Annotated in this window: 30 protein-coding genes and 3 pseudogenes; 26 read left to right on the top strand and 7 right to left on the bottom strand. The window is 42.9% G+C overall.

Annotation, left to right across the window (positions count from 1 at the left end; genetic code table 11):
- Nucleotides 1–380: 380 nt before the first annotated feature.
- The 6 genes from ICC18_RS30510 (at nucleotide 381) to ICC18_RS30485 (ending at nucleotide 5,421) form a co-directional block, all read left to right on the top strand.
- Nucleotides 381–827: a hypothetical protein gene (locus tag ICC18_RS30510; RefSeq protein ID WP_188178190.1), complete on the top strand. Its 447-nt coding sequence runs from the start codon at nucleotides 381–383 to the stop codon at nucleotides 825–827.
- A gap of 9 nt (nucleotides 828–836) precedes the next feature.
- Nucleotides 837–1,046 carry a helix-turn-helix transcriptional regulator gene (locus ICC18_RS30505; protein WP_188178189.1) on the top strand — a complete coding sequence of 70 codons (210 nt, stop codon included), beginning with the start codon at nucleotides 837–839 and terminating at the stop codon, nucleotides 1,044–1,046.
- Nucleotides 1,047–1,058: 12 nt separating this feature from the next.
- Complete coding sequence (locus ICC18_RS30500; protein WP_188178188.1) at nucleotides 1,059–1,769, top strand: DUF4386 domain-containing protein; 711 nt, start codon at nucleotides 1,059–1,061, stop codon at nucleotides 1,767–1,769.
- A 256-nt stretch (nucleotides 1,770–2,025) separates the two neighbouring features.
- Nucleotides 2,026–3,798: an RNA polymerase sigma factor gene (locus ICC18_RS30495; protein WP_188178187.1), complete on the top strand. Its 1,773-nt coding sequence runs from the start codon at nucleotides 2,026–2,028 to the stop codon at nucleotides 3,796–3,798.
- Nucleotides 3,799–4,932, top strand: a complete 1,134-nt coding sequence (locus tag ICC18_RS30490; protein WP_188178186.1) for an extracellular solute-binding protein — start codon at nucleotides 3,799–3,801, stop codon at nucleotides 4,930–4,932.
- Nucleotides 4,933–5,061: 129 nt separating this feature from the next.
- Nucleotides 5,062–5,421, top strand: a complete 360-nt coding sequence (locus tag ICC18_RS30485) for a VOC family protein (protein ID WP_188178185.1) — start codon at nucleotides 5,062–5,064, stop codon at nucleotides 5,419–5,421.
- Nucleotides 5,422–5,472: 51 nt separating this feature from the next.
- On the opposite strand, the gene ICC18_RS30480 is transcribed toward ICC18_RS30485, so the two are convergent.
- On the bottom strand, nucleotides 5,473–6,246 hold the full coding sequence (locus tag ICC18_RS30480; protein ID WP_188178184.1) for a class I SAM-dependent methyltransferase: 774 nt from the start codon (nucleotides 6,244–6,246) through the stop codon (nucleotides 5,473–5,475).
- Nucleotides 6,247–6,688: 442 nt separating this feature from the next.
- On the opposite strand from ICC18_RS30480, the gene ICC18_RS30475 reads away from it, so the two are divergent.
- Together ICC18_RS30475 and ICC18_RS30470 are read left to right on the top strand one after the other, a co-directional pair.
- Nucleotides 6,689–6,994, top strand: coding sequence for a hypothetical protein (locus ICC18_RS30475; RefSeq protein WP_188178183.1), 306 nt, complete (start codon nucleotides 6,689–6,691; stop codon nucleotides 6,992–6,994).
- Nucleotides 6,995–7,100: 106 nt separating this feature from the next.
- Nucleotides 7,101–7,886, top strand: coding sequence for a TetR/AcrR family transcriptional regulator (locus ICC18_RS30470; protein ID WP_188178182.1), 786 nt, complete (start codon nucleotides 7,101–7,103; stop codon nucleotides 7,884–7,886).
- Nucleotides 7,887–7,954: 68 nt separating this feature from the next.
- Here ICC18_RS30470 and ICC18_RS30465 read toward each other — a convergent pair whose 3' ends face one another.
- Complete coding sequence (locus ICC18_RS30465; protein WP_188178181.1) at nucleotides 7,955–8,743, bottom strand: ABC transporter permease; 789 nt, start codon at nucleotides 8,741–8,743, stop codon at nucleotides 7,955–7,957.
- A complete protein-coding gene (locus ICC18_RS30460; RefSeq protein WP_188178180.1) occupies nucleotides 8,740–9,639 on the bottom strand; it encodes an ATP-binding cassette domain-containing protein in 900 nt (299 codons plus the stop codon). The genes ICC18_RS30465 and ICC18_RS30460 overlap by 4 nt, the downstream gene beginning before the upstream one ends.
- A 313-nt stretch (nucleotides 9,640–9,952) precedes the next feature.
- Here ICC18_RS30460 and ICC18_RS30455 point away from each other — a divergent pair, with 313 nt between their 5' ends.
- Both ICC18_RS30455 and ICC18_RS30450 read left to right on the top strand, forming a co-directional pair.
- A complete protein-coding gene (locus ICC18_RS30455) occupies nucleotides 9,953–10,327 on the top strand; it encodes a VOC family protein (protein ID WP_188178179.1) in 375 nt (124 codons plus the stop codon).
- Nucleotides 10,328–10,519: 192 nt separating this feature from the next.
- A complete protein-coding gene (locus tag ICC18_RS30450; protein WP_188178178.1) occupies nucleotides 10,520–11,992 on the top strand; it encodes an amidase family protein in 1,473 nt (490 codons plus the stop codon).
- A 36-nt stretch (nucleotides 11,993–12,028) separates the two neighbouring features.
- On the opposite strand, the gene ICC18_RS30445 is transcribed toward ICC18_RS30450, so the two are convergent.
- A complete protein-coding gene (locus ICC18_RS30445; protein WP_188178177.1) occupies nucleotides 12,029–12,577 on the bottom strand; it encodes a GrpB family protein in 549 nt (182 codons plus the stop codon).
- Nucleotides 12,578–12,663: 86 nt separating this feature from the next.
- Here ICC18_RS30445 and ICC18_RS30440 point away from each other — a divergent pair, with 86 nt between their 5' ends.
- A complete protein-coding gene (locus tag ICC18_RS30440) occupies nucleotides 12,664–13,260 on the top strand; it encodes a GNAT family N-acetyltransferase (protein ID WP_188178176.1) in 597 nt (198 codons plus the stop codon).
- A gap of 105 nt (nucleotides 13,261–13,365) precedes the next feature.
- Here ICC18_RS30440 and ICC18_RS30435 read toward each other — a convergent pair.
- Nucleotides 13,366–13,572: pseudogene (locus tag ICC18_RS30435) on the bottom strand (carbohydrate ABC transporter permease); the annotation flags it as partial.
- Nucleotides 13,573–13,657: 85 nt separating this feature from the next.
- On the opposite strand from ICC18_RS30435, the gene ICC18_RS30430 reads away from it, so the two are divergent.
- From ICC18_RS30430 to paiA, 8 genes and pseudogenes are all read left to right on the top strand, one after another.
- Nucleotides 13,658–13,921, top strand: a complete 264-nt coding sequence (locus tag ICC18_RS30430; protein ID WP_188178175.1) for an early set domain-containing protein — start codon at nucleotides 13,658–13,660, stop codon at nucleotides 13,919–13,921.
- Nucleotides 13,922–13,989: 68 nt separating this feature from the next.
- Nucleotides 13,990–14,187, top strand: a pseudogene (locus tag ICC18_RS34905) (PCYCGC motif-containing (lipo)protein); the annotation flags it as partial.
- A 195-nt stretch (nucleotides 14,188–14,382) separates the two neighbouring features.
- Complete coding sequence (locus tag ICC18_RS30420; protein WP_188178174.1) at nucleotides 14,383–15,192, top strand: transporter substrate-binding domain-containing protein; 810 nt, start codon at nucleotides 14,383–14,385, stop codon at nucleotides 15,190–15,192.
- A gap of 205 nt (nucleotides 15,193–15,397) precedes the next feature.
- A complete protein-coding gene (locus ICC18_RS30415) occupies nucleotides 15,398–15,508 on the top strand; it encodes a sporulation protein YjcZ (RefSeq protein WP_188178173.1) in 111 nt (36 codons plus the stop codon).
- 206 nt (nucleotides 15,509–15,714) lie between these two features.
- The gene (locus ICC18_RS30410; protein ID WP_188178172.1) at nucleotides 15,715–16,713 is read left to right on the top strand and encodes a glycoside hydrolase family 43 protein; all 999 of its coding nucleotides are present in this window, start codon (nucleotides 15,715–15,717) and stop codon (nucleotides 16,711–16,713) included.
- 270 nt (nucleotides 16,714–16,983) lie between these two features.
- Nucleotides 16,984–17,250 (top strand): hypothetical protein, encoded by a 267-nt coding sequence (locus ICC18_RS30405; RefSeq protein ID WP_188178171.1) that lies wholly within the window; start codon nucleotides 16,984–16,986, stop codon nucleotides 17,248–17,250.
- Between the two features lie 243 nt (nucleotides 17,251–17,493).
- Nucleotides 17,494–17,946, top strand: coding sequence for a MarR family winged helix-turn-helix transcriptional regulator (locus ICC18_RS30400; RefSeq protein WP_188178170.1), 453 nt, complete (start codon nucleotides 17,494–17,496; stop codon nucleotides 17,944–17,946).
- Between the two features lie 26 nt (nucleotides 17,947–17,972).
- Entirely contained in the window at nucleotides 17,973–18,491 is a 519-nt protein-coding gene (gene paiA, locus ICC18_RS30395) for a spermidine/spermine N(1)-acetyltransferase (RefSeq protein WP_188178169.1), read from the top strand.
- Between the two features lie 172 nt (nucleotides 18,492–18,663).
- On the opposite strand, the gene ICC18_RS30390 is transcribed toward paiA, so the two are convergent.
- Nucleotides 18,664–19,476 (bottom strand): alpha/beta fold hydrolase, encoded by an 813-nt coding sequence (locus ICC18_RS30390; RefSeq protein ID WP_188178168.1) that lies wholly within the window; start codon nucleotides 19,474–19,476, stop codon nucleotides 18,664–18,666.
- 584 nt (nucleotides 19,477–20,060) lie between these two features.
- Here ICC18_RS30390 and ICC18_RS30385 point away from each other — a divergent pair.
- Both ICC18_RS30385 and ICC18_RS30380 read left to right on the top strand, forming a co-directional pair.
- Entirely contained in the window at nucleotides 20,061–20,630 is a 570-nt protein-coding gene (locus tag ICC18_RS30385) for a hypothetical protein (protein ID WP_188178167.1), read from the top strand.
- Between the two features lie 164 nt (nucleotides 20,631–20,794).
- Nucleotides 20,795–21,349 carry a dihydrofolate reductase family protein gene (locus ICC18_RS30380; RefSeq protein ID WP_188178166.1) on the top strand — a complete coding sequence of 185 codons (555 nt, stop codon included), beginning with the start codon at nucleotides 20,795–20,797 and terminating at the stop codon, nucleotides 21,347–21,349.
- 18 nt (nucleotides 21,350–21,367) lie between these two features.
- On the opposite strand, the gene ICC18_RS30375 is transcribed toward ICC18_RS30380, so the two are convergent.
- Entirely contained in the window at nucleotides 21,368–21,544 is a 177-nt protein-coding gene (locus ICC18_RS30375) for a tyrosine-type recombinase/integrase (RefSeq protein WP_223193013.1), read from the bottom strand.
- Between the two features lie 204 nt (nucleotides 21,545–21,748).
- Here ICC18_RS30375 and ICC18_RS30370 point away from each other — a divergent pair, with 204 nt between their 5' ends.
- The 5 genes and pseudogenes from ICC18_RS30370 (at nucleotide 21,749) to ICC18_RS30355 (ending at nucleotide 24,875) form a co-directional block, all read left to right on the top strand.
- Nucleotides 21,749–22,072 (top strand): TetR/AcrR family transcriptional regulator, encoded by a 324-nt coding sequence (locus ICC18_RS30370; protein ID WP_188178165.1) that lies wholly within the window; start codon nucleotides 21,749–21,751, stop codon nucleotides 22,070–22,072.
- On the top strand, nucleotides 22,069–22,371 hold the full coding sequence (locus tag ICC18_RS30365) for a hypothetical protein (protein WP_188178164.1): 303 nt from the start codon (nucleotides 22,069–22,071) through the stop codon (nucleotides 22,369–22,371). Before ICC18_RS30370 ends, ICC18_RS30365 begins: the two co-directional genes overlap by 4 nt.
- A gap of 78 nt (nucleotides 22,372–22,449) precedes the next feature.
- Nucleotides 22,450–23,235 (top strand): siderophore-interacting protein, encoded by a 786-nt coding sequence (locus ICC18_RS30360; protein WP_188178163.1) that lies wholly within the window; start codon nucleotides 22,450–22,452, stop codon nucleotides 23,233–23,235.
- Between the two features lie 99 nt (nucleotides 23,236–23,334).
- Nucleotides 23,335–23,727 carry a DUF6640 family protein gene (locus ICC18_RS34900; protein ID WP_376745680.1) on the top strand — a complete coding sequence of 131 codons (393 nt, stop codon included), beginning with the start codon at nucleotides 23,335–23,337 and terminating at the stop codon, nucleotides 23,725–23,727.
- Between the two features lie 25 nt (nucleotides 23,728–23,752).
- A pseudogene (locus tag ICC18_RS30355) lies at nucleotides 23,753–24,875 on the top strand (FAD-dependent monooxygenase).
- The last annotated feature ends 95 nt before the right edge of the window (nucleotides 24,876–24,970 follow it).

Genomic DNA, 24,970 nt, shown 5'->3' with positions numbered 1-24,970 from the left:
AACAATACAATCAGAATGTCAGTAATAAACATTATGACGGATTAAACGGAGAGTACTTTGGGGCTTAGGTTACCGGCTTCACGGAAATACGGATAGAAAATCAATCCCCCTCACAATGGGAGCGGGGACTTTTATGTCCCTTTTTCTTACCTGGTGGGGAACCGGCAAAATCACCCTCTTCTGTGACCTATACGGCACAGTAGAGGGTGATTTTTCTCGTTATTTAAGATAGGAACCTGAAATGGAATCCCCGTATTTCATTCGCTTGTCTATTTTTGATTCATTTGTATAAATAACTTGACACAATGTATAGTAAATTATACACTGTGTACATAATACTTTACTTATTTATATATATTAACAGAAAAGGAGAGGTGAATATGTCCTTTCAAGAAAAAAGAAACATCGTATCTTTAATTACCAGCGTACTCATTTTTTCTATCTATAGTATGTATGTGTTTCAAAAGTTCCAAGAAGGGAGCTTTCATTCATCGAATGATTTCAGCTTCTGGGGAGCCTTCATCTTAATCTTAATCCCAGTGTCGATTTTAGCAAAAATCATCATTCATATCGTATTCAGTATCATCAATACCATTGTAACGAAAGAAAAAGTACCATTAATTACGGATGAGCTAGACCGATTAATTGAATTGAAATCCACGAGAAATTCTCATTATGTATTTATCATTGGTTTTCTTCTATCCATGATACCGCTGGTCATGGATCAACCACCCTATGTCATGTTCATTATACTTATTAGTTCAGGGTTATTATCAGAGGTGGTTGGAAACATCACACAGTTATATCTTTATCGGAGAGGAGTCTAAGATGGGCAAATGGCAAATATTAGCAACAACATTCGGACCTTACGCTTTAACCATGATGAAATGACCCAACAACAATTAGCAGATAAAGTGGGGGTGACCCGACAAACCATCGTTGCCATCGAGAAAGGAAATTACTCCCCATCTCTGGAATTGGCTTTTCGTATTGCTCGCGTCTTTGGCTTAACGTTGGAAGATGTATTCTCTTTTGAGGATAATTAGGAGGGGTTAGAAATGACAAACCGTATCACCGAAGCTTCACCACTTTATTATTCGAGAGTCGCGGGGTTCGGGCTTCTACTTATGGCTATACTTGCTATGTTTTCCAATTTTTCTGTTCTTGAAGGTCTTATTATACCGGATGATGCAGCAACAACTGCTACTAACATCATCACCAATGAGATGTTATTTCGGAGTGGATTTACTAGCTTTATCATCGTGCTAATTCTTGATGTGCTGGTAGCTTGGGCGCTGTATGTTCTACTCAGACCCGTTAATAAGAATCTTGCAATGCTCGCGGCGTGGTTTAGATTGGTATACACTGCAATTTTTGGAATCGCCTTGTATAATTTTTTGAATGTTCTGCAACTTTTAAGCGGCGCTAAATACTTGACGGTATTCACAACAGATCAGTTACACGCTCAGCTGATGTTACTGATCCATGCATTTAACAATGGATGGCTTATTGGATTAGTATTTTTTGGATTTCATTTATTGGTCCTTGGTTATTTAATCATCAAGTCAGGAGGCTACATTCCAAGAATAATCGGGATCTTCTTGATCCTTGCATCTGCTGGATATCTAATAGATAGTATCGCACATTTTCTTCTACCCAACTACGCCGACTACAAAACGATATTCCTACTGGTTGTAGCCATACCTGGTGTGATTGGTGAGCTATCATTAGCTTTCTGGCTTCTGATTAAGGGTGTAAAGGTTCAATAGAGGCAATAGTTATCCAAAACTAGGATAGTTCAATAACAAAGATCAAGTAGGCTACCGGTGATAAACACGGTAGCTTGTTGTATTTACGAACAGTTCAACTTTAAAAATGTGGACTACATATTTCCTATACATGGTAAAATTGAGGTATTTATTTAGAATACATGGATGCCATCATTTTTTTGTGCAGTTTTGTTAAGTAACTGGCATGGAATGGCATCTACTCTTATGGAAGACCTAAATATCAAGGAGGGCAGGCATGGGCGCAGGGCGTGGCAAACAATCGAAGATTGACGAGCTGTCGATGGTAAATAACCAGGCGCTTCGGGACCAAGAGCTTGTGGAACGAGCAAGGCTCGGGGATACTGAAGCGTTTGGGGAGTTGATTCATGCGCACCGGGGGCGGGCCCGGCAGTGGGCGGAACATGTGACCGGCGACCCGCATTTGGCAGACGATGTTGTTCAAGAAGCGCTAATTCGAGCATTCCTCCACGTGGGAACGTTAGCGGATACGACCAGGTTTTTGCCTTGGCTGCATCGGATCGTTCAGAACCAGGCCAAGATGCGTTTGCGACGCGGAGGCCCGTTTCGGCGTGAGCGGCCGATTGGGGGATGGAATGAACAGGATTCGGTCGGCGGCAGAAATGTCGATTGGGAGAATCTCGAATCCATCTTGTATCATTTGACCCGAACAACAGCGATGGCAGCGGATAAAGAAAACAATCCGGAGGAGTTATTGCTGCGGAAAGAACTGTATGAGACGATCCAAGTTTTACTTCACTGCCTAAACCGAAAAGAGCGCGGGATGTTTGAAGCGTATTTCTTTCGGCAGTTGTCCCCGGATGAAATCGCGGCGTTGTATCAAACAACGACAGGGTCCGTACATACGTATCTTCATCGCTCCAGACGTAAGCTCCGCCAAGCCCACGTGCGTATTCTGTTAGGCCTTCCGCCTGAGAAAGGAGGAGCTGAATTGATGCATGCAAGGAAAATAGTCTTGACGGAATGGCCGGTAACGTCGGCAGTACTAATAACGTTCATTGATCGTATCGGACATATGCTCGCTACGCTGGGTGACCAGAGGACGATGACCGAGTTAATGGGGATGTCGGGATTTGCGTTTCGTTTTAAAATCTCTGACAAAACCACATATGCTGACGGAATTTACATTTTCGACTGGCGTCAGACACTGAGTACATTGTTCAAGGAGTTGGGCTATAAAGTAAGTATACTTTGTGGCCAATTATCGCAAGCGGCGATACCTTTGTTGGCAGCATCGGAACGTTTCCCCGTCGTATTGCCTATTGAGGAGGCGGTCCTGCCGTTCATCCGCAAGTATGTGGATAAAGGCAAACCGGTATTGTATTTTGATACGTTGGCTACATTGCCGCATGTCCATGAATGGGCATTAATCTATGGATACGACGATAATAAGCGGGAAGTGTATGTGACAGACATCATGCGGCCGGAAGGGAAAACTCTGTCATACGAAGACTTGGCGGAGAACCCTTTGCGTTTTCTTGCCGGGATTGATGAAAAGATTGAGGTCAAGAATGAGTCGAAGGTAGAAAGGGCGCTAAGACAGCTTCGTTTTGCTGTTCGGTATGCACGTACGGGTTGCGATTATTGGCCGTCGACTGTCTATTTATCTTATACCTCAGGGCTCGCCGCCTATGACCGCTGGATCGGGTACATGAATAGTCCCACGGTCCTTCCTAACCGTTATGGTATGGGTCAATTGGCTGCGGTGTATGCGGAAGCGAAGCGATATGCGGCTAAGTTCTTGTTGACCATTCCGTTAACAGGTGAAGCGATGCGCTTGGTACTGCTAGCTTCGGAAGCTTATGTTCAAGCAGCTGCAGAACTTGAGATAGTGAGTAATAAAGTACCTTTTATGCGAAGTTCCGCTTTATTATCGCCGGAGACTAAGAACGAGTGCGCAAAGCTATTGGAAAAGGCGAAAGAGTTTGAAACGGCAGGAATCGGCTATTTGGAAAATGCATTAAGTACATGGGATCGGGAGGAAAAATAAATGAACAAAGTACAAATACGATATTTAACGCAATTCGAACATGTGGAACATCTTTTGAAGGCGAAGGAATCATTTGAAGCCTTGCATCCGAAAGTAGAGATTGTTATCGAGCAGGCAGCTGATAATTTTGAATCTATGCGTGTATTTCAATCAGAAGCGCCTGACATTATGGATTCAGGCGGCTGGTGGATTTTTAATCAGAAAGGGGTCTTCCTGGATTTATTGCCGTACGTACGGGATACCCCTGGTCTTGAAGCTGATTTGAATCCAGGCATCATGAGGGTGGCAACGAAAGACGGTACATTGCCGGGGCTTCCAATCGATGTGGCAGTTCCGCTGATCCTCTATAATAAAAGGATGTTCGATGCGGCCGGCATCCCTTATCCGACTGAAGATTGGACATGGGACGACATGATGGCTATAGCGTCCAAGCTTACCTTGCGCAATCCATCCGGCGTAGCAACACAGTTCGGTTTTGGCACCGGACCTGACATCGAGAATTATGAGCCATTTATTATGAGGAATGGTGGGAGTTATTTGACACCTGACGGTTCGACTGCCCGGGGATCTATCGATAGCGAGGCATCAGTTGAGGCGTTTCGGAAGATCATCGAAATGTATCGCGAACATAAAGTCACGAGGAAACCTGGGGAACCGTCGGAGGCGGGAGAGTTGCATCAAGGTTTTGCCCTCGTATTCGGCTTTACTTGGTTTGCAGGCGGCTTGGAAAGGGCCGGCATCGGAGAGCAGTATGGGGTAGTCGGACTTCCTCACATGCCAGGTGGCGTAGAGGCTAATATGATCTATATGGGTGCCAGTGGCGTTACGACGAAATCGAAGCATCCCGAGATTGCATGGGCTTTTCTCAAACATTACATCTTGGAGCGTTCGGAGAACTTTCAGAAGCCCCGGACTCTGCCCATAACCCGAACACTGTCGGAACAAAGCGGCATGAGTCGGCATTGGCTTTGGTCGCGCTATTTAAAAGAATTGGACTCCGTGCAGGTTAGCGGCTTCTATATGAACGAAAAATGGAACACGTCCCGCCAGCTAATCAACGAAGACATTAACAAAATGATTAATGATGGAGCGGACGTAAGGCTGATGTTGAAGTCGTGGACGCGGTATTCATAGAACATCAACTAACGGAAAATATTAAATGAATAAAGCAATAGAGCTGACAAACATTTTGGCAGCTCTGTTGCATGGTGGTACAATATAATAGATCTTAATTCTTATATTACGATAAGGAGTTTGAAATTTATGAGTATTATTTTAAGCAAAGTAGGAGCCGTTTTTATTCCTGTAAGTGACATTAGAAAAGCGAGGGAATGGTATTGCTCCATTCTTGGACTGGAACCTATGTTTGATATTATCGCAGGCCATCTTTGTTGTATACCATTGGATAATAATGGATTAAACCTTGTACTAGACAGCAATATTTACAACAATGGGGATTCATACTTTAGAAATCCTACTTTTCATTTTAACACTGTCGACATTCAAAAGGCTTACCAATTCATGAAGGACCGCAAGGTTGAACTTGTAACCGACATAGAGAATGGCCATTGGTTTAATTTTAAAGATCCAGATGGAAACATGCTTATGATTTGTAAATGTTAGAAACGCTCCATAACTTTTGTCAACTAGGAGAAAGAAAAGACGCCAAACCGGTTAACCCAGCTTGAGCGCCTTTGTTGCCATATAGGTAGATATATAAGGGTCCAGCATGCGTCGTCCACCCATAGTATCCTCATACATTCCCGCCAGCACAAAGCCGGCATCCATTTGCCCTTGCAGCAGATCCTCCAAGCTGTGACCAAACACAACAGGATCGCCATTTTCCATAAATTGATCCAACAAAGGCTTCGGTAGTGAGGTTAAATCTGAATATGGAATAGAGTAACTAACTTCGAGCCTTCCAGCTTCCTCCGCTTCTACATCAAATAAATAAACGATAGGATTATTAAAGCCGCTTAAAAGTATTCCTCCGGCAGTAAGCACACGAAAAGCTTCTTTCCAAACAGGCTGCACGGATGGAATATAGCAATTAGAGACGGGATGAAACACACAATCGAATGACTCGCCCGCAAATCGGCTCAAATCCCGCATATCTCCTTGTTCAAGACGCAAATGTAAACCGTCCCGCTCCGCGACAAAACGGTCTTTTTCCAATTGGCTTTCCGATAAATCAAACACAGTGACGTCATAACCGGCGGCCGCCAAAATGGGACCTTGCTGTCCGCCACCGGATGCTAAACATAGAATGCGTTTACCAGGTTCAGGAAACCATGTGCGTGGGACGAACTTTGTGGCTGTGAGACGGATACCCCACTCCCCTGAACTCGCGGAATGGATGACATCGGACTCCACCGGTAACGTCCATTGACAACCCCGTGCAGCCATTCGATTCCAAGCTTCACGATTATGTTCTGAAATATTCAACATAGAGATAATAAGCACCACCATAAACTTTATTTGATTATTATTATGATTGGTAAAGTACTACATTTACAAAGTAAAGAATGATTATAATTGAAGAACATCGCTTGCAGTGAGAGGCCCTGATCAAGGCCTCCAAACCGCCAACACCACATTAACGAGCACGCCTAAGTGAATGATATCGAATCCAATTAGTATGCTTCCTAACCGACTCCGGTCCTCGTCTGTGATACCCCTGTTCCCATTCACAATCTCTTGGAAGCTCTTCTTGAGCCGTTTCATTCGAGGACCAACATAAAGGACGAATGCGAGGAGAATGCCTGTTCGATAATCCCACTCCGGTCGCCGCTCCGCCAGCTGCAACAAAATACTAATTGGACGACATAGGAGGCTAGACGATAATCCAAAGGATAGGGCAATAATTATTGACCGCTCTGGCGATATCGTTTTGGATAGGGTTAAGTACAGCCAGACGACTTTTATAACAATCGAAGGCTTAAAGATTGGTCAAATACTTTGCGATGAACTGGTCATACAAGGAGTAAAGAATGAAGATACCAGTCATATTGACTTGATCGTACATCCGATCGGTGTTGGTATGTTCAGCGAAGAACAATTCGAAGAATGGATAAATGAAGCTCAAAAGATTGCGACTGCATATAAGACAATGGTCAGAGAAGCTATTTTCATTTCCAAAGCTGATAAACGAACTCGATTGCTGGATATTCAAACAAAAATCGCTTCTTTTTCATAGCAGCCTAATGATCGATTCCATCCGAGCGTTGTGGTAGTGATTGTGATATACTGTATACGAAGTATACAATTTCGGGACTTACTCTGATGATGGAGGATCAAACAAGATGGAGACCGGCGAAGGGATCGATGAAGAAACAATAAATGGGTTACCGTCAGGGATTACCCTGAGCTGGGGTATCGTCAAGCAGCCTCGCAGGGGGCCCAAAGGCGAGCTTAGCGTTAAAAAAATCGTTGACGCAGCGATCGTCATTGCCGATCGGGATGGTCTTGCGGCTGTTTCGATGAGCAGAGTCGCCCAATCTTTGGGTTTTACCACGATGTCTTTATATCGCTACATTACGAGCAAGGAAGACCTGTTGGTGCTCATGCAGGACGCGGTCTGCGACATTCCGATTCCACCGGAAGTAGCGGGTAAAACGTGGCGTCAGGAAATGAGGGAATACGTCTGGGCGTGCGTAGGTGTATTCCGGAAGCATCCCTGGTTCGGCGATATCCCGATTAAGAGCGTACCGCTTACGCCAGGCAATCTACAAGTGATCGATTGGATGCTTAGAATCATGAGGGATTTCCAGCTTAACGATTTTGAGAAAATGTCATTCTTACTGCTTGTAAGCAGCTATTGCCGGGCATGCGGCCTAATTGCGCGAGACATGGACCGCGCCATCCGTGAAGGCGCAAGTCCGGAAACATTTAGCGGCATCAACTACAGTGCCGCCCTCAAACAGTTGGTCAAGCCAGATCGGTTTCCCTATTTGCATCCCATCTTGATGTCAGGCGCTTACACGGACGAAGCGGATAACCCCATCGGTGACGATCTCGATTTCGGACTCGAACGGATTTTGGATGGCATCGAGCATTATTTACAGCAGAAAATATCGGGTCAAGGATAAATGGCATCACGTTCTAATATTTATAAAAACAGCGTTTCTGCATCGCAGAGACGCTGTTTTTATTTATTTTATCGCTTTCCGCCAATCCGACGGAAAGCGAGACTGCACCAGCCGATCGCAATCACCAAGAGCGCTGCACACCAACCGATGGCCCACCAGCCGTTATCCATTACCGGCGTGCCGGTTAAAAGCCCGCGAATCGTTTCAATGACCGGCGTGATCGGCTGATGGTTAGCAAACCCTTGCAGCCACGCAGGCATCGTGCTCGTTGGAACGAAAGCGCTGGACAAGTAAGGGAGGAACAGCAGTGCGAAACCGTAGCCGCTGGCAGCGGAAGGGCTGCCCGTTACGATGCCGATCGCGGCGAACAACCAAGTAAAGGTCAGAATGAACAATACGATGACCCCAAGAGCTCCTAGCCATTCCAACATGTTAGCGGAAGGGCGGAAACCTACAAGCAAGGCCACACCGATGACCATGCAAGTAGCGAGCGAATTCCGGATAAGGCTAGCGGCGACATGACCCGTGATTACGCTTATGCTGCGGATCGGCATTGTCCTGAACCGATCGATAATGCCGTTCGTCATGTCTGTTGCGACATCGACAGCCGTGCTGGACGAGCCGAAACCAGCGCACAATAGAATAATACCAGGCACGACATAGTTCACGTAGTCGCCGCTCGGATCGATTGCACCGCCGAATACGTAGGTAAACAGCAACATTAACATAATGGGCAGCATGATCGCCATAAGGAGCGACTCAATGTTGCGCAAGCTATGAAGGATACTGCGCCCGATGAAGACGGCGTTGGTTGCTGCAAAAGAAGCGGGCTTTGGGATTGGTTGAAGATCGTTCATGTAAGTGAAACCTCCTTTTGATCGATTGATGTTAAGGCAAGAAAGACGTCATCCATGCTAGGCTTACGAATGAAGAACCGTGTATCCGGTGGGCACAAGTGGGCGATCTCGTTCAATGTGAGGCGAACATCCTGAATACTGCCGCTCGTCGGTATGGTTCGAATAACTTCGTCCATGTGATTACGCAACTCGATGACTTCGCCTCCGACGCGCGCCTTCAAACCCTCGGCGGAGCCGGTTGCGACGATTCGTCCGCGGCCCATCACCGCGATTTCGTCTGCGAGCTGATCGGCTTCTTCTAAATATTGCGTCGTCAAAAAAATCGTCATTCCTTGTTGCTTAAGCCGCAAGATGATTTCCCAAAGGGAGCGGCGGCTGATGGTGTCAAGCCCCGTCGTTGGTTCGTCCAGAAAAAGTACCGGACGGCTAACGACCAGACTTACGGCCAGATCCAGCCTGCGACGCATGCCGCCTGAGAATGTTTTCACACGCTTGCCTGCGGCGTCTTCGAGATCGAAACGTTTCAGCAGCTCTGCAGTCCGTAAGTTGGACTCCCGCCGCGATAAACCGGATAACCGGCACATCATGATGATATTCTCGTAGGCAGTCAGCACTTCATCAACCGCCGCGAATTGGCCGGTGAGACTGATCGACCGCCGGACCTCGTATCGATCGGATACAACGTCGTACCCTTCGATTCGTGCGAATCCGTCGTCCGGCTCGGACAGCGTCGACAGGATGTTAATTAGTGTCGTTTTACCGGCTCCGTTCGGCCCTAGCAGCGCGAAAATCGTACCTTTGGCCACCGCCAAATCTATACCGTCCAGAACGATTTGTTTACCGAAGCTTTTGCGCAATCCGTTTACTTCAATGGAATTGATATTCTTGATATTCATTTTGTATCACCCTTTTCTATAAATTGTGGATCATATAAACAGTATATTATATACTCAGTTATTTATGATCGTTCTCCAGACTGATATTGCAGCGATAAAGGCAGGGGCATGGATGGCTAACGAAGAACGTTTGTTCGGAAAATGTAATAAATTGAAATCTTAATTTCATACTGCATTAATGAATTAAGACTATAATAAAAATGACCCCCTTTAAGATATATAAAACTTAGACCCGCAGACCTAAGCTGTGGGTCTCTTTTTAAATTGAACTACATTATTGGAAGATGAGTACTCAAATAAAGGAGATGATCTTATGATCAAGTCTGAATCATTAGTCCAAGAAAAAGTAAATGGATATTTTATTTACGTCCGTGACTTAAATAAGGCAATTGATATGTATAGCAAGCTTTTTGGCTATGATGTTAAAAATGAAGAAATTCTTTTTGGTCATCTATATTTTATGCCTAATGGTGTCATATTAGATTCCGATGAAATGGAAGGTAGAGCTATACCTGAATGGCTCCCTGTATCTTTGAAGTTAGGCACAACTGATATTGATGAAACAAGGGATTTTGTACAAGAGCTTGGTTTCACAGTTACTTATGGTATTAACCGTGGTCCAGTTGTTTCGTGGTTCCTTTTTAAAGATCAAGATGGAAATACCTTAATGATGTGTCAAGATCATTAAGCGAAAGGGAAACTATAGCTCAATAGCAAATAGAACAAGGCTGCCGGTTTGGGATCGGCAGCCTTGTTCTGCTAACGAGTGGTTCTAGTAAAATAAAGTTTAATTTAAAATAAATTCTAATAACGTAAAATTTCCAATCCATGGTAATGTTTAATTAACATCAAAATAAAAATCAATACTAGGAGCTGCCAAATGAAACATATCTTTGAGCTTAAGAACTTAAATGGCGAGGAAACTACAATTTTTGAATTACAAAGTGCAATGGAGCGTGGAGAGCTTAGCTCAAGAGATCTTGTTATGTATTACCTGTATCGTATCGCGAAATATGATCAAGGTGGACCCCAAATAAACTCGATTATGGAAATTAATCCAGATGCGATTTTTATTGCAGAGGCATTAGACCAAGAAAGAAAATTAGTAGGGGTAAGGAGCGCTTTACATGGTATTCCTGTTTTATTGAAAGAAAACATTGAAACAAAAGATAAAATGCGTACAAGTGCGGGTGCACTGGCTTTAGAAAACCATGTGAGCTCAAATGATTCTTTCCTTGTCCAAAAGCTAAGAGAAGCTGGTGCCGTTATACTTGGAAAAACAAATATGACTGAGTGGGCAAATGGTATGTCCTCCGCTATGTGGGCTGGATACAGTTCGAAAGGCGGGCAAGTTTTACATCCATATGGAGACTTTTTCACAGGTGGGTCCAGCACTGGATCTGCGGCAGCTGTATCCGCTAATTTTATAACTGTCGCTGTAGGGACAGAGACATCGGCATCTATTTTAAGCCCAGCGATCCAGAATTCAATAGTTGGTATAAAGCCAACTGTAGGTTTAGTAAGCCGGTCTGGGATAATTCCGTTTTCCTATTCTCAAGATACCGCCGGACCAATGGCAAGGACTGTAGCTGATGCTGCTATTTTACTCGGTGCCATGATAGGAATAGACGAAAACGACCCAGCAACATGGAGAAATCAGAATACTAAAATTGATTTTACAGATTTTTTAGACATTGAAGGATTAAAGAACGCGAAAATTGGAGTTTATAGGAGTGCTCGTCCTGATCAATATCGTGATACTGACGAGTATGATGATTTATTATTTAATAATGCTGTTTCTGAACTAATAGGCGGTGGAGCCGATGTCATTGATGATATAGAAATCCCATCGTTCCATAGAGACTGGGGCGCAAATAAATTGAACTATGAATTTAAACATGGTGTAGAGAACTATTTACAAGGTCTTCCACCTCATATGCCTGTCCATAGCTATACTCAACTAGTTGAATGGAACGAAGAAAATTCTGAGAAGGCTTTGAAGTTTGGGCAGGATTCATTAAAGAGTCGGTTAACGTTGGAAAATTCATTGAGAAGTCCGGACTATATATTAGAATCATTAACTAATTTATATTATTCACAAAATGAAGGTATAGACTATGCTTTAGAAAAGTATGGTTTGGATGCAATCCTTTTTCCCTCATATGTTGGAGCCGATATTTGCGCTAAAGCAGGGTATCCATCTATAGCTGTTCCCGCAGGATTTAAGGAAAATGGCAGACCATTCGGGATTACATTCGCGGGAAAAGCGTTAAGTGAATCAATACTTATTCGTATCGCATTTGCTTATGAGCAGCGTACGAGACATAGAAAAAAACCTAATTTAAAAGTTTAGACAAGATGCATCGTAGCGGTCAGTTCATCACAAATATTATTCCCATACTTTTTGAAGAGGGAGTTCTTTTTCTGTTCGTGCTAAGTCAACAACATGCTGGATAAAAGCAGTCTTTGCTCGTGTGTAACCCTCAGGATCTGAATGATATTGTTCAGCTAACAAGCGTTTAAGTTCACCGTATTCCTTAACTAAATCAGAATGGGACCGAAGGTAATCTCGAAATAATAATTCATTTCTTTCATAAAATCCTTCAATCGGGAGAATATGCAAATGATGCGTACGTGTCCCTAAGGACTCTTTCGCAAATAAAAGACGTTCGATCATGCCTGTTTCAACATATTGGTAACCTGAACTACTTAATAAGTCAGCATAGGTTGATTCATTAAGTAATGAATGAACGCCTGCGAACATATCGATGATTGGTTTTGCCTCTTGATTGGGTATTGAAGTACTGCCGGTATGTTCGATGGTGACGATATGAGGGGCCAGGACTGCAAGCAGTAGTTTTTTCTCCCGCTCAAAATCTAGAGACCAGTTAGAGCTGTAAGGAACTACTTTGACTACATAATGATTTTGCGCAGACATTGATTGAATCCTCCCTTTTTCTCCTCTTTAGGATAGTAAGTGTAAAAGGATATTATGACAAAATAAAGGGGATTTGGTTTATTAATATGGGAAATACTAACGTATTCACGATTGAATGTAAAGATATTATTTTACGAGAGTATAGAATTGAAGATTTGGACGAATTTTACGTTCTTACCCTGCAACCTGAAATATTAGAATTTTTGCCTGGTTGGAACGTGCCTAAGGAACAACGGTTACACTGGTTAATCAACTATGAAATAAAAGAAAACAAACAGTTTTTAAAGGCTGTATCGGAAGGTGGAAAAATTGAACAACTCCGTCTGCGATTAGGAATTATATCTAAGGAAACAGGTGAGTTTATCGGTTGGTGTTGTACAGGAATAAAAGATGAATTGCCACCTCCAAATAGAGAGATTATGTATGCGATATCAAAAGATTACAGAGGCAAAGGCTACACCACCCAAGCCGCAAAAGGAATTATTAATTATTTGTTTGAGAACACCAATGTCGAGGTACTTAATGCTATAGCTATAATACATAACATACCATCGAACAGAGTAATACAAAAATGTGGTTTCGATTTTCTAAACATTATTGAGATTAAAAAAGAGAATTATAATTATTACAATCTTACTAAGAGTAAATGGAAAAACACATTGATGAATTCGCTTCAAAATTAATAACCTCATTGGGAGATTTGGCAATTCGCCAAAAGTCTGGATAAATAACATTTTTCAACTTCGTTAATAATAAGCCCTCAGTGATGAGGGCTTTTTCTCATGCGGTCACTCTTTTACGGCACCGAGCACGATGCCTTTGACAATGAAACGTTGAAGAAAAGGGTAGACGACCAGAATAGGGAGCATGGCAATAAAGATTTGCGCCGCTTTAACGCTGCGATTAGAAAGCAATTCCAAGTCTTCGAAATCAATGCCGGTCTTGCTCGAATCTTTGGCAACGACAATGGTCTGCAAAAGCGTGGCCAGCGGCCATTGATCCGGGGATCTTGCGTTCGGCACAACGAAGAGCGATACGCACGTTGTCAATGTAACGCAGGCATCGCCAAGCAAGCCAGTTTTGTCAAGTGATAACTTGGAAGGTAACGGCAACTTCAAGGTCGCCATGTATATGTGGTGGGGTACGAATGGCACAACTTACCGCTTATATGAAAATGGTGTTCTTATCGATACGCAAAACCTTTCGGACCGAACACCTTCGGCCCAAGAAGCAGTCTCGACAATAGCCAATAAAGCGAAAGGCAACTATGAGTATCGCGCTGAACTCGTCAACTTTGCGGGCGTCGTATCCAGTGATTCGATCATGATTCAAGTAACGAAGTAGCAGGATTATATTAATAAGGATCATCCAATTTGGTGCCAGCGGTCTAATAACGATTCCGGACGAGGCCGATTTTAAAAGCGAAGGATATAAGTTCTTGTCTTTTTCGCAAGACAAGAGCTTATATCCTTTATGAAAGTTCTGGGCATACCAGCAATATAAACTGTTTTATTAAAGAAGTTAATGAAGATGGCTCAATTGTTTGGGATGACCATGGTACCCGCTGCGGAGTTTGCCTACAAATTGCAGTCCAGTCAATAAAAATGAAACAAGAAGGGAAATATGTGTATTACAATGGATGTATGCCATGGGTGGTGCGGGAACAGATACGGCTACGGAAACCGCGGACATCGTGTTACATTTGGTTTTCTCTTATCATCAAGTTAAGGGGAAATATAGTTTGCATAACCTTCCAGCTAGTGGCAAATAATACCTTTGTTTATCTGAGAAGGAGGGCAAAAGCAATGATTATTAGAGTTCGAAGGAAGCTGGGGTTTGGTTTGGTTGTAAGCCTGTTGGTATTCCTGCTTACCTCAGGTTGTACAACGGAAAAAACGATCAAAGTCGGCATCGAGAATAATTTCCGTCCGTTCACGTTTACCGAGGGAGGCGAGAACAAAGGCTTCGAAGTGGAATTATGGCAGGCAATCGCTCAAAAAGCGAATATAAAATATGAGTTGGTTCCAATGGAAAATGGAGAATTGAGTAAAAGCATAAAATCTGGAGAGGTTGATCTGGCTATCTCAGGGATGACTATCACCAATGCACGAAAGAATAACCTTGAGTATTCCAACCCTTATTTTCAAACTGGCCTGGTTATTCTCACCTCTTCAGATAATGTGGTAATCAAGGGTAAAGAAGATTTGGCTCAAAAAGTTGTGGCAACCCAAAACGGGACGACCGCGTACAACTATGCAAGTGAAATCCAAGGGGTCAAAATCCGGAGTTATCCTAATATCTCCGATGCTTACGACGAATTAAAGAAAAAAAACGTTGATGCTGTTATTTTCGACGAACGTAATGTTAATGATTTTTCACAAAACACGGCAGAAGGTAAAGTAAAAATAGTTGGTGAGTTGTTAAGTAAAGAAAGCTACGTCGTCGTTGCCAATAAACGAAATAAGTACATTGGAAGGGTAAATCAAGCAATTGAAGCCGTCTCCAAGGATGGAACCTACGAAGCCTTGTATACGAAGTGGTTTGGTGCAAAACCTGAAATAATGCCAGATAAATTAAAAGATCAATTGGAACAAGATAAAGAACATGAAACCTAACATTAAAATAGCTTGCCGGCAAAGCGGTAAGCTATTTTAATTTACGACAAGCATCGATTAATTCTTTTGCTCATGAAGCTATAATTTGCCAGATCTGTCCTTTTCTACACATCAGCCATTGAAGAGGCGAAAGTCCAATCAAGGATTAAAAAAAGACATATAATTAAGAGTAATCCAATACAAAACAAAACAGGAGAGTGTGCATATGGGCGAAGTTGGGGCAGGAGTAGGTTATGGAGGCGGCTATACAAGTTCTGCTGCAATTCTTGTGCTTTTTATTCTTTTAGTTATTGTTTCTATGGCTTTCGCGTTGTAACGTTGTAAAACAGCAAAAAATTTGTAAAGAAGAAAGAGGAGAAAGCTCCCTCTTTCTTCTTTGTTATTGATTTTATAATGGGAATGGCGGGCATTTAGTTATTACAAGGTCCGTAATATGGAAGGGAAATCAAGCCGCGGAGAGAATACATTAAATACAATATCCGAAAGGAATTGATTAAGAAAGTAATTAGGGGTTGATTCCGGTTGCCTGTTTATAATGCCGCCTTCGATGTAAAAAAACCGCATAAGGGGCACCGTCTGGCCGATATTCCAGCACATGACCCATTCGTATTAGCCAACAGCCGTACCGGTGTTTACTACTTGTATACCGGAGGGGCTCCTCGGTTGCACGGAATGGATCGTTACGGTGTCATTACTTACAAAAGCACGAATTTATCCGAGTGGGAAGGGCCATATATTGTATTCACAGTCCCTGACGGGGTATGGGCTCATCCGCAGCATGGAGCTTGGGCACCTGAAGTCCACGAGTATAAGGGGCGCTTCTACCTGTTCGTTACTTTGCACAATAAGGACAGGCTACTGGATGGCGAGCCCATAAACGGGTATTCCAAGCATTGGAGGGGGACCGTCATAGCCGTTAGCGAGTCGCCGGAAGGACCTTTCCGGTTGTTGAAAGATGATGCGCATGTTCTGCCGGAAACGATGATGACGCTAGACGGGACGTTATATGTGGAAGAAGACGGGTCCCCGTGGATGATTTTTTGTCATGAGTGGATCCAGACTATTGACGGCACGATCGAAGGCGTTCGATTAAAGGATGATTTATCCGAAGCGGTCGGAGATCCGATTCGTCTGTTTAACGCTTCAGAAGCACCTTGGAAAAACGAAGATGTACTACCCGACGGCTACATTCGTGTTCACGTAACGGATGGATGTCAATTATACCGAACTTCTGGCGGTCGTCTGATCATGCTCTGGTCGAGCTATCAGTCGGGCAGTTATGTGCAGACGATCGCGCGGTCAACAACCGGCAAACTGGAAGGTCCATGGGAACAACTCCCCCCTTTAGTGAAAGATGATAGTGGTCACGGGATGCTGTTCCGAACATTCGAAGGAACCTGGATGTTAATCCTCCATCAGCCGTTCAAAATGCCTGAATCGAGGTGCAAGCTGTACGAAATGGAAGACACGGGGGATAGCTTCAGAATTGTGAACACGCGGGAAGATTTGCATGGTGCATAGGTTTTTCCAATAAGGAAAAGCCCCTTTCGAACGGGAAAACAAAATCGCAATTACGGTTGCCGTCGCAACCGTTTTTATTCATTCCGCTAACGGAGACGATAGCTCTAATGAAGGACTGATAGTTAATAACTCGCATGAGGAATCGTGATTAAGTTAACGGGTAACGATAGTTGAACACCGAAAGGGCACCGCGCAGCAATCCCTTCGCAACGAACCGGCAGTATAACGTAATAAAAAATAGGAAACATACATAATAAAAGGGTTGTTCGGATGGGAATTATTATACATCAAGGAAATGTATTTATTATTTTAGTTGTTGCGGCTTGTATGGTACTGTTTGGAGGATTATCCCTTCGTGATTTATATAAGGATTTTATAGAAGCGAAGAAAGAAAGACATTTGACAATTTGGGTAATTTTTGAAATATTATTCGAATTTTTAACTCCAACGAATGCAACGTGGCTAATTATATTTATTGCAGGCTTGCTTACCTTAATCGCATTATCAATTGAATTTTTCCGTACGATACTTGGCTAAAGGAGAACAGAAGCAAATTAACCATCAAGGGACGGCAGCGACTGATAAGGGTCAGGTGTCTTGCTCCGCTAACGAAAACGCCACTACGGAAGATTCCGAATGGTGTGTTTTGTTATTGCATTTTTAAGCCTCCAAGAAAATTTTGACCATTATTATTGTTGCAAATGCAACAAAGTTAAGGTAAATTTAATTTATACCGTTTTTATTGAATTTGCAACAAAAATATGTACTAAGGAGTTAATTATGAAGGAAATCCTTCGTGAAATTGGAATGATAGCAAGGGCATTAGATTCAATAAGTAATATAGAATTTAAAGAATATGACCTTACAAAAGGGCAGTATTTGTACCTTGTGCGAATATGTGAAAACCCAGGAATCATTCAAGAAAAGTTAGCTGAGATGATAAAAGTAGATAGAACAACAGCAGCTCGTGCTATTAAAAAACTTGAAATTAATGGATTTATTGAAAAGAAAGACGATACACATAACAAAAAAATTAAAAAACTCTTTCCAACAGAGAAAGGGAAAAATGTTTATCCTTTTATAAAAAGTGAAAATGATTATTCCAACAGCGTTGCATTAGAGGGGTTTTCCGAAAGAGAAGAAGAAACCATTTTCAATCTTCTTCAAAGAATAAGAAAAAATATAGAAAGAGACTGGGAATTTGTAAAAAAGGGAAACGAGAGAAATTATTGATTATATAAAAGGAGCGACATCATTAAATGACTATAAATATAAAAAAGTGTACCCTTGAAGATTCACGCAAACTTCAAGAAATTAGTTATGAAACATTTAATGAGACATTTAAGGATCAGAATTCACCCGAAAATATGAATGCCTATTTGGAAAGGGCATTTAACTTAAAACAATTAGAAAAAGAATTATCAAATAATTTTTCACAATTCTTTTTTGTTTATTTTAATAATGAAGTTACTGGATATTTAAAGGTCAATACCAATGATGCTCAGTCTGAAAAAATGGGTGATGAATCACTTGAAATCGAGAGGATTTATATAAAAAACAAATTTCAAAAACATGGGCTTGGCAAATATCTGCTAAATAAAGCTATGGAAATTGCGATGGAACGTGATAAAAAGAAAATCTGGCTAGGCGTATGGGAAAAAAATGAAAATGCTATCGCTTTTTATAAGAAAATGGGGTTTGTTCAAACAGGAGCCCACTCTTTCTATATGGGTGATGAAGAACAAATAGATGTTATAATGACCAAAACACTCCTATAATATTTCTCTGGAATGATATCCGGCTGGCGAACCATGCGTAGGTTTTTAAGAGGGCTCAGCAAGTGGAACCAGATCAAAAGAGCTCGAAGAGCTTACCTCGAAGCCACGACACAAACATATGTGCATAACCGATTCACGAAAAAAGCCACCCGCAGGGTGGTTTTTAAGAGGTTCAGGTAGTCAGTGAGAACACGAATTTGGTAAGCTCCGCATTAAATTTATCAATTTCTTCGATACAGGGAGTGTGGCCGCTCTCTTCAAACATAATCAACTTGGATCGGGGGTTGTGAGCATGGATCCACTGTGTAGCCTCCGGTAAGGTAATATCATCCTTTGCCCCCTGAAAGAGTGCGAAAGGGATACGGATATAGGGAATGAACGCCCGAAAATCCGTGTTCCGTAAGGCGATCAGGCTGCCTACCGCCGCTGGGAACGATGCTTGCATGCCGATGGTCCATATCCAGCGTTTGGTTGCACTGCCGACTATGGGGTTCACAAAAATACGATTGAAAAGCTCCTCTTGCCATTCCGGCCGCCGTCTGTGCAAATCGTCAAACCAGGTTTGAATGGTATTAGGTGGAAGACCGTAGGGCCAGTCGGGACTTTTGACGTATTTAGGAATTGCTCCGCCAACCGACACAAAGCCGGCTATTCGCTCCGGTCCGAAAAGTCTCAGGTATTCCAGGCAAATGGGCGCACCCATCGACCAACCTACCAATGTTACATTCCGCAGATTGAGTCCCAATATCAAGTGTAGCAGGTCATATGCATACTCTTGATAGGAGTAGCTGCTGAAAGGCTTATCCGACATCCCGTGCCCCCTCAGGTCATACGCGATTGTGCGCATTCCGGGCGGCAGGTTCAGGGTTTGATAAGACCAGAACTTGTGACTCATCGTCCAACCATGAACAAATATAACGACCGGGCCTGCCCCCCAGTCCTCGTAATAGAGCTTGACACCCCTCGCAACTTCCATGTAAGGCATAAGACTCCTCCTTGCCGGTACTTTTCTGTTTACTTCTATAACTATTCAACAATAATGCTTTTAGCAGGGGAAATATCGCAGCAGGAGACCCTTTTCCGTTTCCTAAATATGGATGCAGTTATAAAATCATCGTTATATTCGGATTTTCGATACTTATAGATTTCCCAACGGCTCGGGCTCTGCGGCAGATGCGGAAGGTGCGGTGCAGGACGTGTTTTTTAAGTCGTTAGACGTACATCCTGAACGTTTGGAGAAACCAAGGGCGTATTAATGCAAAATGGTAACCAATCGCTGTCTTAAGCTGCAGAAGTCGGCGCGGAAGAAGAGGGAAATGTACGTCGGTTCTGGGCGGCGCGTCCGAGAGCATAAAGCACTATTATCAGGGAAATCTTCACTTATAAGAGTTCGATAAACACCAGGAACGGCAGCCGACCTAGATGATCGGCTGCCGTTTTCTCACCTAACTGGAAGGATAATGATAATATCTCCATAATCTGGCGTGCATCAAATCAGTAACTTTTATAAATGCAATTCGTCTAATATACACGTAAAACATCACGATACAACATAAAGGATGGGCTGAAGTGACAAAAAATAAAAACAAATTTATTTTATTACTTATAATCGCCGTTGCTATCTCAGGAGTTGGCTTTGGAGTATGGCAAAATTATGAGTTGCGTACGGCGCATAAGCAAGAGAAGTTCCATGTTGCTCAAACGGTACAACGGGGAGCCTATTTTCTGTACACGACCCGAAGTTCAATTGATACCATTAATAATGAAAACAAATGGGATGACTTGAAGACAAGGGATTCATTCCGTGTTTGGCTAGCTTACGCACAAGAAAGTTTGAACAATGCAAACTCTACATTGAATGACTTTCCTTCTCTTGTTTCATTTCAGGATAGAACGAATATGAATGATATCTCTAGTTGGTATTCCCAGTGGTGGAGTGAGGTGGCAAATATTCTGAGCAAGCCTGGACCATTAACCGACCAAGATAAAGAACGTATATCTAAACTGAGTAATACCATATCAAAAGTAGACGGATTTTATGTTACGAATAAATTTAATGATTGGGACGGAATCTCATCTTCCTTGGCTAAATTACACCAAGAGTGGAAAAAGGCGATAGAAGAACAAGAAGGAAATTGACGGTGAACTATAGTTAAACATCAGAAGGGCTGCCGTGTGGTAGCCCTTCTCTCAGCTAACGGGCAGCATAGTTGAAAAGATACCCTTTCTGTTATTAGTATGACACAAGGTGACATATATAAGATCTATAATAGGTGGTAGATCAACGAAAGGAGTAACAAATCATGAAACGAAGAATAATTTTAGATTTAGCAGTTACTTTAGATGGTTTTATTGAAGGGAAAAATGGGGAAGTTGATTGGTGCATTATGGACTCTGAGATGGGGTTTATTAATTTCTTAAATCAAATTGATACTATTTTATATGGAAGAAAAAGCTATGAGTTATGGGGACAATTTACTCCAGATATTGAACATTCTGATACTGAAAAAGAAATTTGGGGATTAGTTCATAGTAAAGAAAAATATGTGTTTTCGAGGACACAAAAAGGGACTGATAATAAAGCAATATTAATAAATGATCATATTCTTGAAGAAGTAAATAAATTAAAGAATAAGCCTGGTAAAGACATCTGGCTATATGGTGGAGCAAGTCTTATTACAACTTTTATCAATTTAGGGCTTGTTGATGAATTTAGATTATCTGTTCATCCTGTTATTTTGGGAGAAGGAAAACCGTTGTTTATTAATATAAAACAGAGGTTGAATTTAATAATGGTTAATACAAGAACGTTCTCCACTGGCGTTGTGCAACTAATCTATCATTTGAATGGGAAATAATATTGCACATTCCAATGATTAGTGAGGAGCTGCCGCGAGGGCAGCTTCTTTTTTGATGTCCGTTAAAGTAACGGGAGGATAGACCTCTAACGACTTACGGCTTTCGTGGCCGGAATAAGGCTGTATGAGTGCGTCATCGATGCCCTGCTTTTTAAGCCAGGTCAACAGGAAATGTCGTAGCTTATGAGGTGACAAGTTTGTTATTGCGTAAGCGTCCGGTTATGACTTTGTGTTCCTGTGCTCGGCCGTGCTGCTGGTTGCGCTTTTGGCGGTTTACGGCGTTAGCCTGCCCGGATCGAGATATAGCCGGATGCCAGGAGTGGTGAATAAACAGGAGGAAAAGCATAAGGGCACTTACATAAATGGGGAATAGTGCTTAGAGGGTGCTTGCCGTCCATTATGATTATTCAACAAAAACGGCGGCTTCTCCCAAATGGGCTATTGGCAATAAAACTACCAAAAGTTAATATTTATTTATTAATAAATAAAGGAGCGTTCCTTATTCCATCTAAAGATGAAACGACATCGAATGTAAAGCAGCAAATCATTCAGGCCGCCATTCAATTATTCGCAGAAAAAGGGTATTACAAAACGACAACAGCAGGTATTGCAAATGCGGTCGGCGTTACTCAACCGTATGTGTTTCACTTTTTCCGTAATAAAGAACAATTGTATCTTGCGGTGCTTGAGCAGGCCATTCGGCGGGTCTTTCAGGCCTTATGAATGTAAAGGCTCCACCCGACAAGTTAAAAGAAGCAATGAGTCGGGCGTTTAATGATTTACTTGACAGGAATCGAAACGAAATATTAGTGACTATGATGGCCTACACCATTCCCGAAACGGCGATCAGGGAAGTGGTACGGGAAGGATTCGACCAAGTGTATGAGCAATTGAAAATGAAATTAGAGCAGGCTGGAATTCCTGAGGCTGCTGACGAGGCTAAGGTTTTCATCGGGGAAGGGCTGCTTATTGCGTTGTCGGAAACCATACAGTTAGAAAAATTGCTCCCGTGGCATTCATGATCGTGGAACGCTGAACGATCTGTTTTTTTGAAAGTTATTTATTTATTGATAAATAATATAACAGGGAGGCTATCAAGTATGAATAGCGGTCAGAAAGGAAATCAGAATTCATCGATTCATCGGTCACCCCGGAATTTACTACATTATGCCTTCGCCAAACATATATCAGAAGGAACGGTGTCTGAAGTTGCAAAGGTCTCTTCGTCGATGCTGCGAATCCGCATAGAGTCTAAATCATTAGATAAACTTTCATACACCCCAGGGCAATATGTCCGAATTCAGATCAACGATCCGCTTGCTTTACGGGGACTGCTGCGTCCCGGTGAAACGCTGCGATCTTACACCATTTGGGAGCTTACACCTGAGGAGCAGTCATTTGAGTTGCGCATATATCTCCATGGAGGGGAGGGGATCGGTCAAAGTTGGGCACGTAACGTGAAGGCCGGTGATCCGGTTACTTTCTGGGGGCCTATTGGGGACTTCGTCATCCGTCCAGCTTCCTATCACCTCTTCGTAGGGGAAGAAACGGCGTCAGTTGCATTTGGTTCTATGATCCGGTCGCTTGGTACAAACGAACGAATATATGGGGTATTGGAGAGTAATTCTCCGGATGAAGTACCGATTCCGAGATCAGAAGAGCTTATTCATGTAAATCGCAATGGGGCTTCCGCCGTTGCATCAAAACCGATCGTTTATGCTTTATCCAAGCTTAATCTTCCGGTGTTGCCTGGGACAGCATATGTAGCTGGGGAGTCCGAAACTTGTCAAATGGTCCTCCATCATCTTGTACGTGACCGAGGCTGGCCGCGCTCGTCGATCCAAGTTAAGCCTTTCTGGGCACCGGGCAAACGAGGTCTTCACTGAGAATAAAGAACACCCAAGCGAATAGATCAAGTTGAACGATAACTCTGAGGGGGGAGCTTCCATGTTTCTAATAGCAAAAATAATGACTCCGTTGTCTCGATTGTTACGATTGCAGGTGCCTTTCTTGCCGATGTCATTGTCCCCAAGACAGCGAAGCAACAACTATTCAATCCCAAATGGCCTCCACACGCCAAATTCCATAACGGTCAGACAATAGCTCTATCGATTTTACTTGGCGTTGTATGCTTGTACTTACTATTCCGAACTGAGGGGGACCAAAGGTTCCAGTTTATTCTCGCTGTTGTAATTGCGTCGTATTTCTGGCTTTCCATGATATTGGCCACCTTATTTCCTAATACCCATTGGGTCGATGAGGAGTTTATAACAGATTCCAAAAGTATTTGGGGACTGTATCCTCAACAATTTTTAGCCTATACGATGATCCTATTGTTACTTGTCGGATTCGTTCTCGGCTTCCTGCCGATGTGGTGAACATTATTTTGAAGAGGGTGAGTTCTTGCATAAGAAGGTCATTATTATAGGTGGCGGAACAGCGGGCTTGTGTGCGGCTATCAAATTGAAGCATTTTGGGATGGACGTAAAGGTATTCGAGAAAAGAACCAAGCCCGGTGAAGCAGGTGCCGGAATCCTTATTGCTCCTAATGCGCTGAAAGCTCTGGAGCCGTTTGGAATAGCCGATCGAATCATCCGTGCCGGGTATGGCAAGGACGGCATTCAGATAGTAACCGATAAAGGGCATAAAATAATGAAATTGTCGGTACCTGATGAATATGGCAACTTGTACTCCATTCATCGAGAGGAGTTGAACCTTCTGTTCTATGAGGCTCTTCCTCCCGACACGGTTCAATATGGAAAAGAATGCGTGCGAATCGATCAAGACGAACAGCACGTCAGGATCTCGTTTCATGACGGGAGCGAAGAGATGGGGGACATTCTGATTGCAGCTGATGGAATTCACTCCATCATTAGAAAGCAGCTGACAAACAAGGATTCCTATCGATTCGCTGGATATACGTGTTGGCGCGGAATTGTCCCATCCAGTTATTGTACAGATTGGAAAGATGAATTTATGGAAATATGGGGGGCGAAAGGACGCTTCGGAATCATTCCACTGCCCAATAAGCAGGTGTATTGGTATGCAATCGTTAATTCCCGGAAGAACGATGCCCGATTTGCCCGTTATACGGTTAATGATCTGGAAAATCGCTTTGGAAACTATCGGGAACCCATCCCCAGTGTTCTGAAGGCAAGTAGGCAAATGACCCACCGGGATATTGTCGACATTATTCCTATGGAGAACTTCTCATTACATCGCGTTCTGTTCATTGGAGATGCTGCCCACGCGTTTACTCCCAATCTCGGGCAAGGAGCCTGCCAGGCTATCGAGGATGCTGTGGTTGCCGCGGAATGTATACGTAAATTTTCAACAAGCCTTTGCGGAGTTCGATACGCGCCGCAGGAAGAAAGTGGAGGTTATTTCCAAGCGTTCCTGGACATTTGGAAAAATTACGCAGTTGGATAACCCCATACTCATCGCAGTCAGAAATTGGTTGCTCCAACATATGCCTAAGAGTATTTATCAAAGCGGGCTACACGAACTATACAGATTCGAGGGGTAATCGGAGGAAAAAGTTGTGACTCGTTCAAAGCATTAATCGAGATCTTCCCATTCCCAGGGGGCGGAGATCCCAAAGATCCGAAATGTGCACAACGT

The sequence above is a fragment of the Paenibacillus sedimenti genome (assembly GCF_014534655.1).
GTDB lineage: Bacteria > Bacillota > Bacilli > Paenibacillales > NBRC-103111 > Paenibacillus_E > Paenibacillus_E sedimenti.
Note: the sequence above shows the minus strand (reverse complement) of the source record. Positions and strands in the feature narration are given on the sequence as shown.

Excerpts from the sequence above, each read along its gene's own strand:
- ICC18_RS30510 (WP_188178190.1), top strand. The coding sequence starts at position 381 with ATGTCCTTTCAAGAAAAAAGAAACATCGTATCTTTAATTACCAGCGTA.
- ICC18_RS30505 (WP_188178189.1), top strand. The coding sequence starts at position 837 with ATGGCAAATATTAGCAACAACATTCGGACCTTACGCTTTAACCATGAT.
- ICC18_RS30500 (WP_188178188.1), top strand. The coding sequence starts at position 1,059 with ATGACAAACCGTATCACCGAAGCTTCACCACTTTATTATTCGAGAGTC.
- ICC18_RS30495 (WP_188178187.1), top strand. The coding sequence starts at position 2,026 with ATGGGCGCAGGGCGTGGCAAACAATCGAAGATTGACGAGCTGTCGATG.
- ICC18_RS30490 (WP_188178186.1), top strand. The coding sequence starts at position 3,799 with ATGAACAAAGTACAAATACGATATTTAACGCAATTCGAACATGTGGAA.
- ICC18_RS30485 (WP_188178185.1), top strand. The coding sequence starts at position 5,062 with ATGAGTATTATTTTAAGCAAAGTAGGAGCCGTTTTTATTCCTGTAAGT.
- ICC18_RS30480 (WP_188178184.1), bottom strand. The coding sequence starts at position 6,246 with ATGTTGAATATTTCAGAACATAATCGTGAAGCTTGGAATCGAATGGCT.
- ICC18_RS30470 (WP_188178182.1), top strand. The coding sequence starts at position 7,101 with ATGGAGACCGGCGAAGGGATCGATGAAGAAACAATAAATGGGTTACCG.
- ICC18_RS30465 (WP_188178181.1), bottom strand. The coding sequence starts at position 8,743 with ATGAACGATCTTCAACCAATCCCAAAGCCCGCTTCTTTTGCAGCAACC.
- ICC18_RS30460 (WP_188178180.1), bottom strand. The coding sequence starts at position 9,639 with ATGAATATCAAGAATATCAATTCCATTGAAGTAAACGGATTGCGCAAA.
- ICC18_RS30455 (WP_188178179.1), top strand. The coding sequence starts at position 9,953 with ATGATCAAGTCTGAATCATTAGTCCAAGAAAAAGTAAATGGATATTTT.
- ICC18_RS30450 (WP_188178178.1), top strand. The coding sequence starts at position 10,520 with ATGAAACATATCTTTGAGCTTAAGAACTTAAATGGCGAGGAAACTACA.
- ICC18_RS30445 (WP_188178177.1), bottom strand. The coding sequence starts at position 12,577 with ATGTCTGCGCAAAATCATTATGTAGTCAAAGTAGTTCCTTACAGCTCT.
- ICC18_RS30440 (WP_188178176.1), top strand. The coding sequence starts at position 12,664 with ATGGGAAATACTAACGTATTCACGATTGAATGTAAAGATATTATTTTA.
- ICC18_RS30420 (WP_188178174.1), top strand. The coding sequence starts at position 14,383 with ATGATTATTAGAGTTCGAAGGAAGCTGGGGTTTGGTTTGGTTGTAAGC.
- ICC18_RS30415 (WP_188178173.1), top strand. The coding sequence starts at position 15,398 with ATGGGCGAAGTTGGGGCAGGAGTAGGTTATGGAGGCGGCTATACAAGT.
- ICC18_RS30405 (WP_188178171.1), top strand. The coding sequence starts at position 16,984 with ATGGGAATTATTATACATCAAGGAAATGTATTTATTATTTTAGTTGTT.
- ICC18_RS30400 (WP_188178170.1), top strand. The coding sequence starts at position 17,494 with ATGAAGGAAATCCTTCGTGAAATTGGAATGATAGCAAGGGCATTAGAT.
- paiA (WP_188178169.1), top strand. The coding sequence starts at position 17,973 with ATGACTATAAATATAAAAAAGTGTACCCTTGAAGATTCACGCAAACTT.
- ICC18_RS30390 (WP_188178168.1), bottom strand. The coding sequence starts at position 19,476 with ATGCCTTACATGGAAGTTGCGAGGGGTGTCAAGCTCTATTACGAGGAC.
- ICC18_RS30380 (WP_188178166.1), top strand. The coding sequence starts at position 20,795 with ATGAAACGAAGAATAATTTTAGATTTAGCAGTTACTTTAGATGGTTTT.
- ICC18_RS30370 (WP_188178165.1), top strand. The coding sequence starts at position 21,749 with ATGATTATTCAACAAAAACGGCGGCTTCTCCCAAATGGGCTATTGGCA.
- ICC18_RS30365 (WP_188178164.1), top strand. The coding sequence starts at position 22,069 with ATGAATGTAAAGGCTCCACCCGACAAGTTAAAAGAAGCAATGAGTCGG.
- ICC18_RS30360 (WP_188178163.1), top strand. The coding sequence starts at position 22,450 with ATGAATAGCGGTCAGAAAGGAAATCAGAATTCATCGATTCATCGGTCA.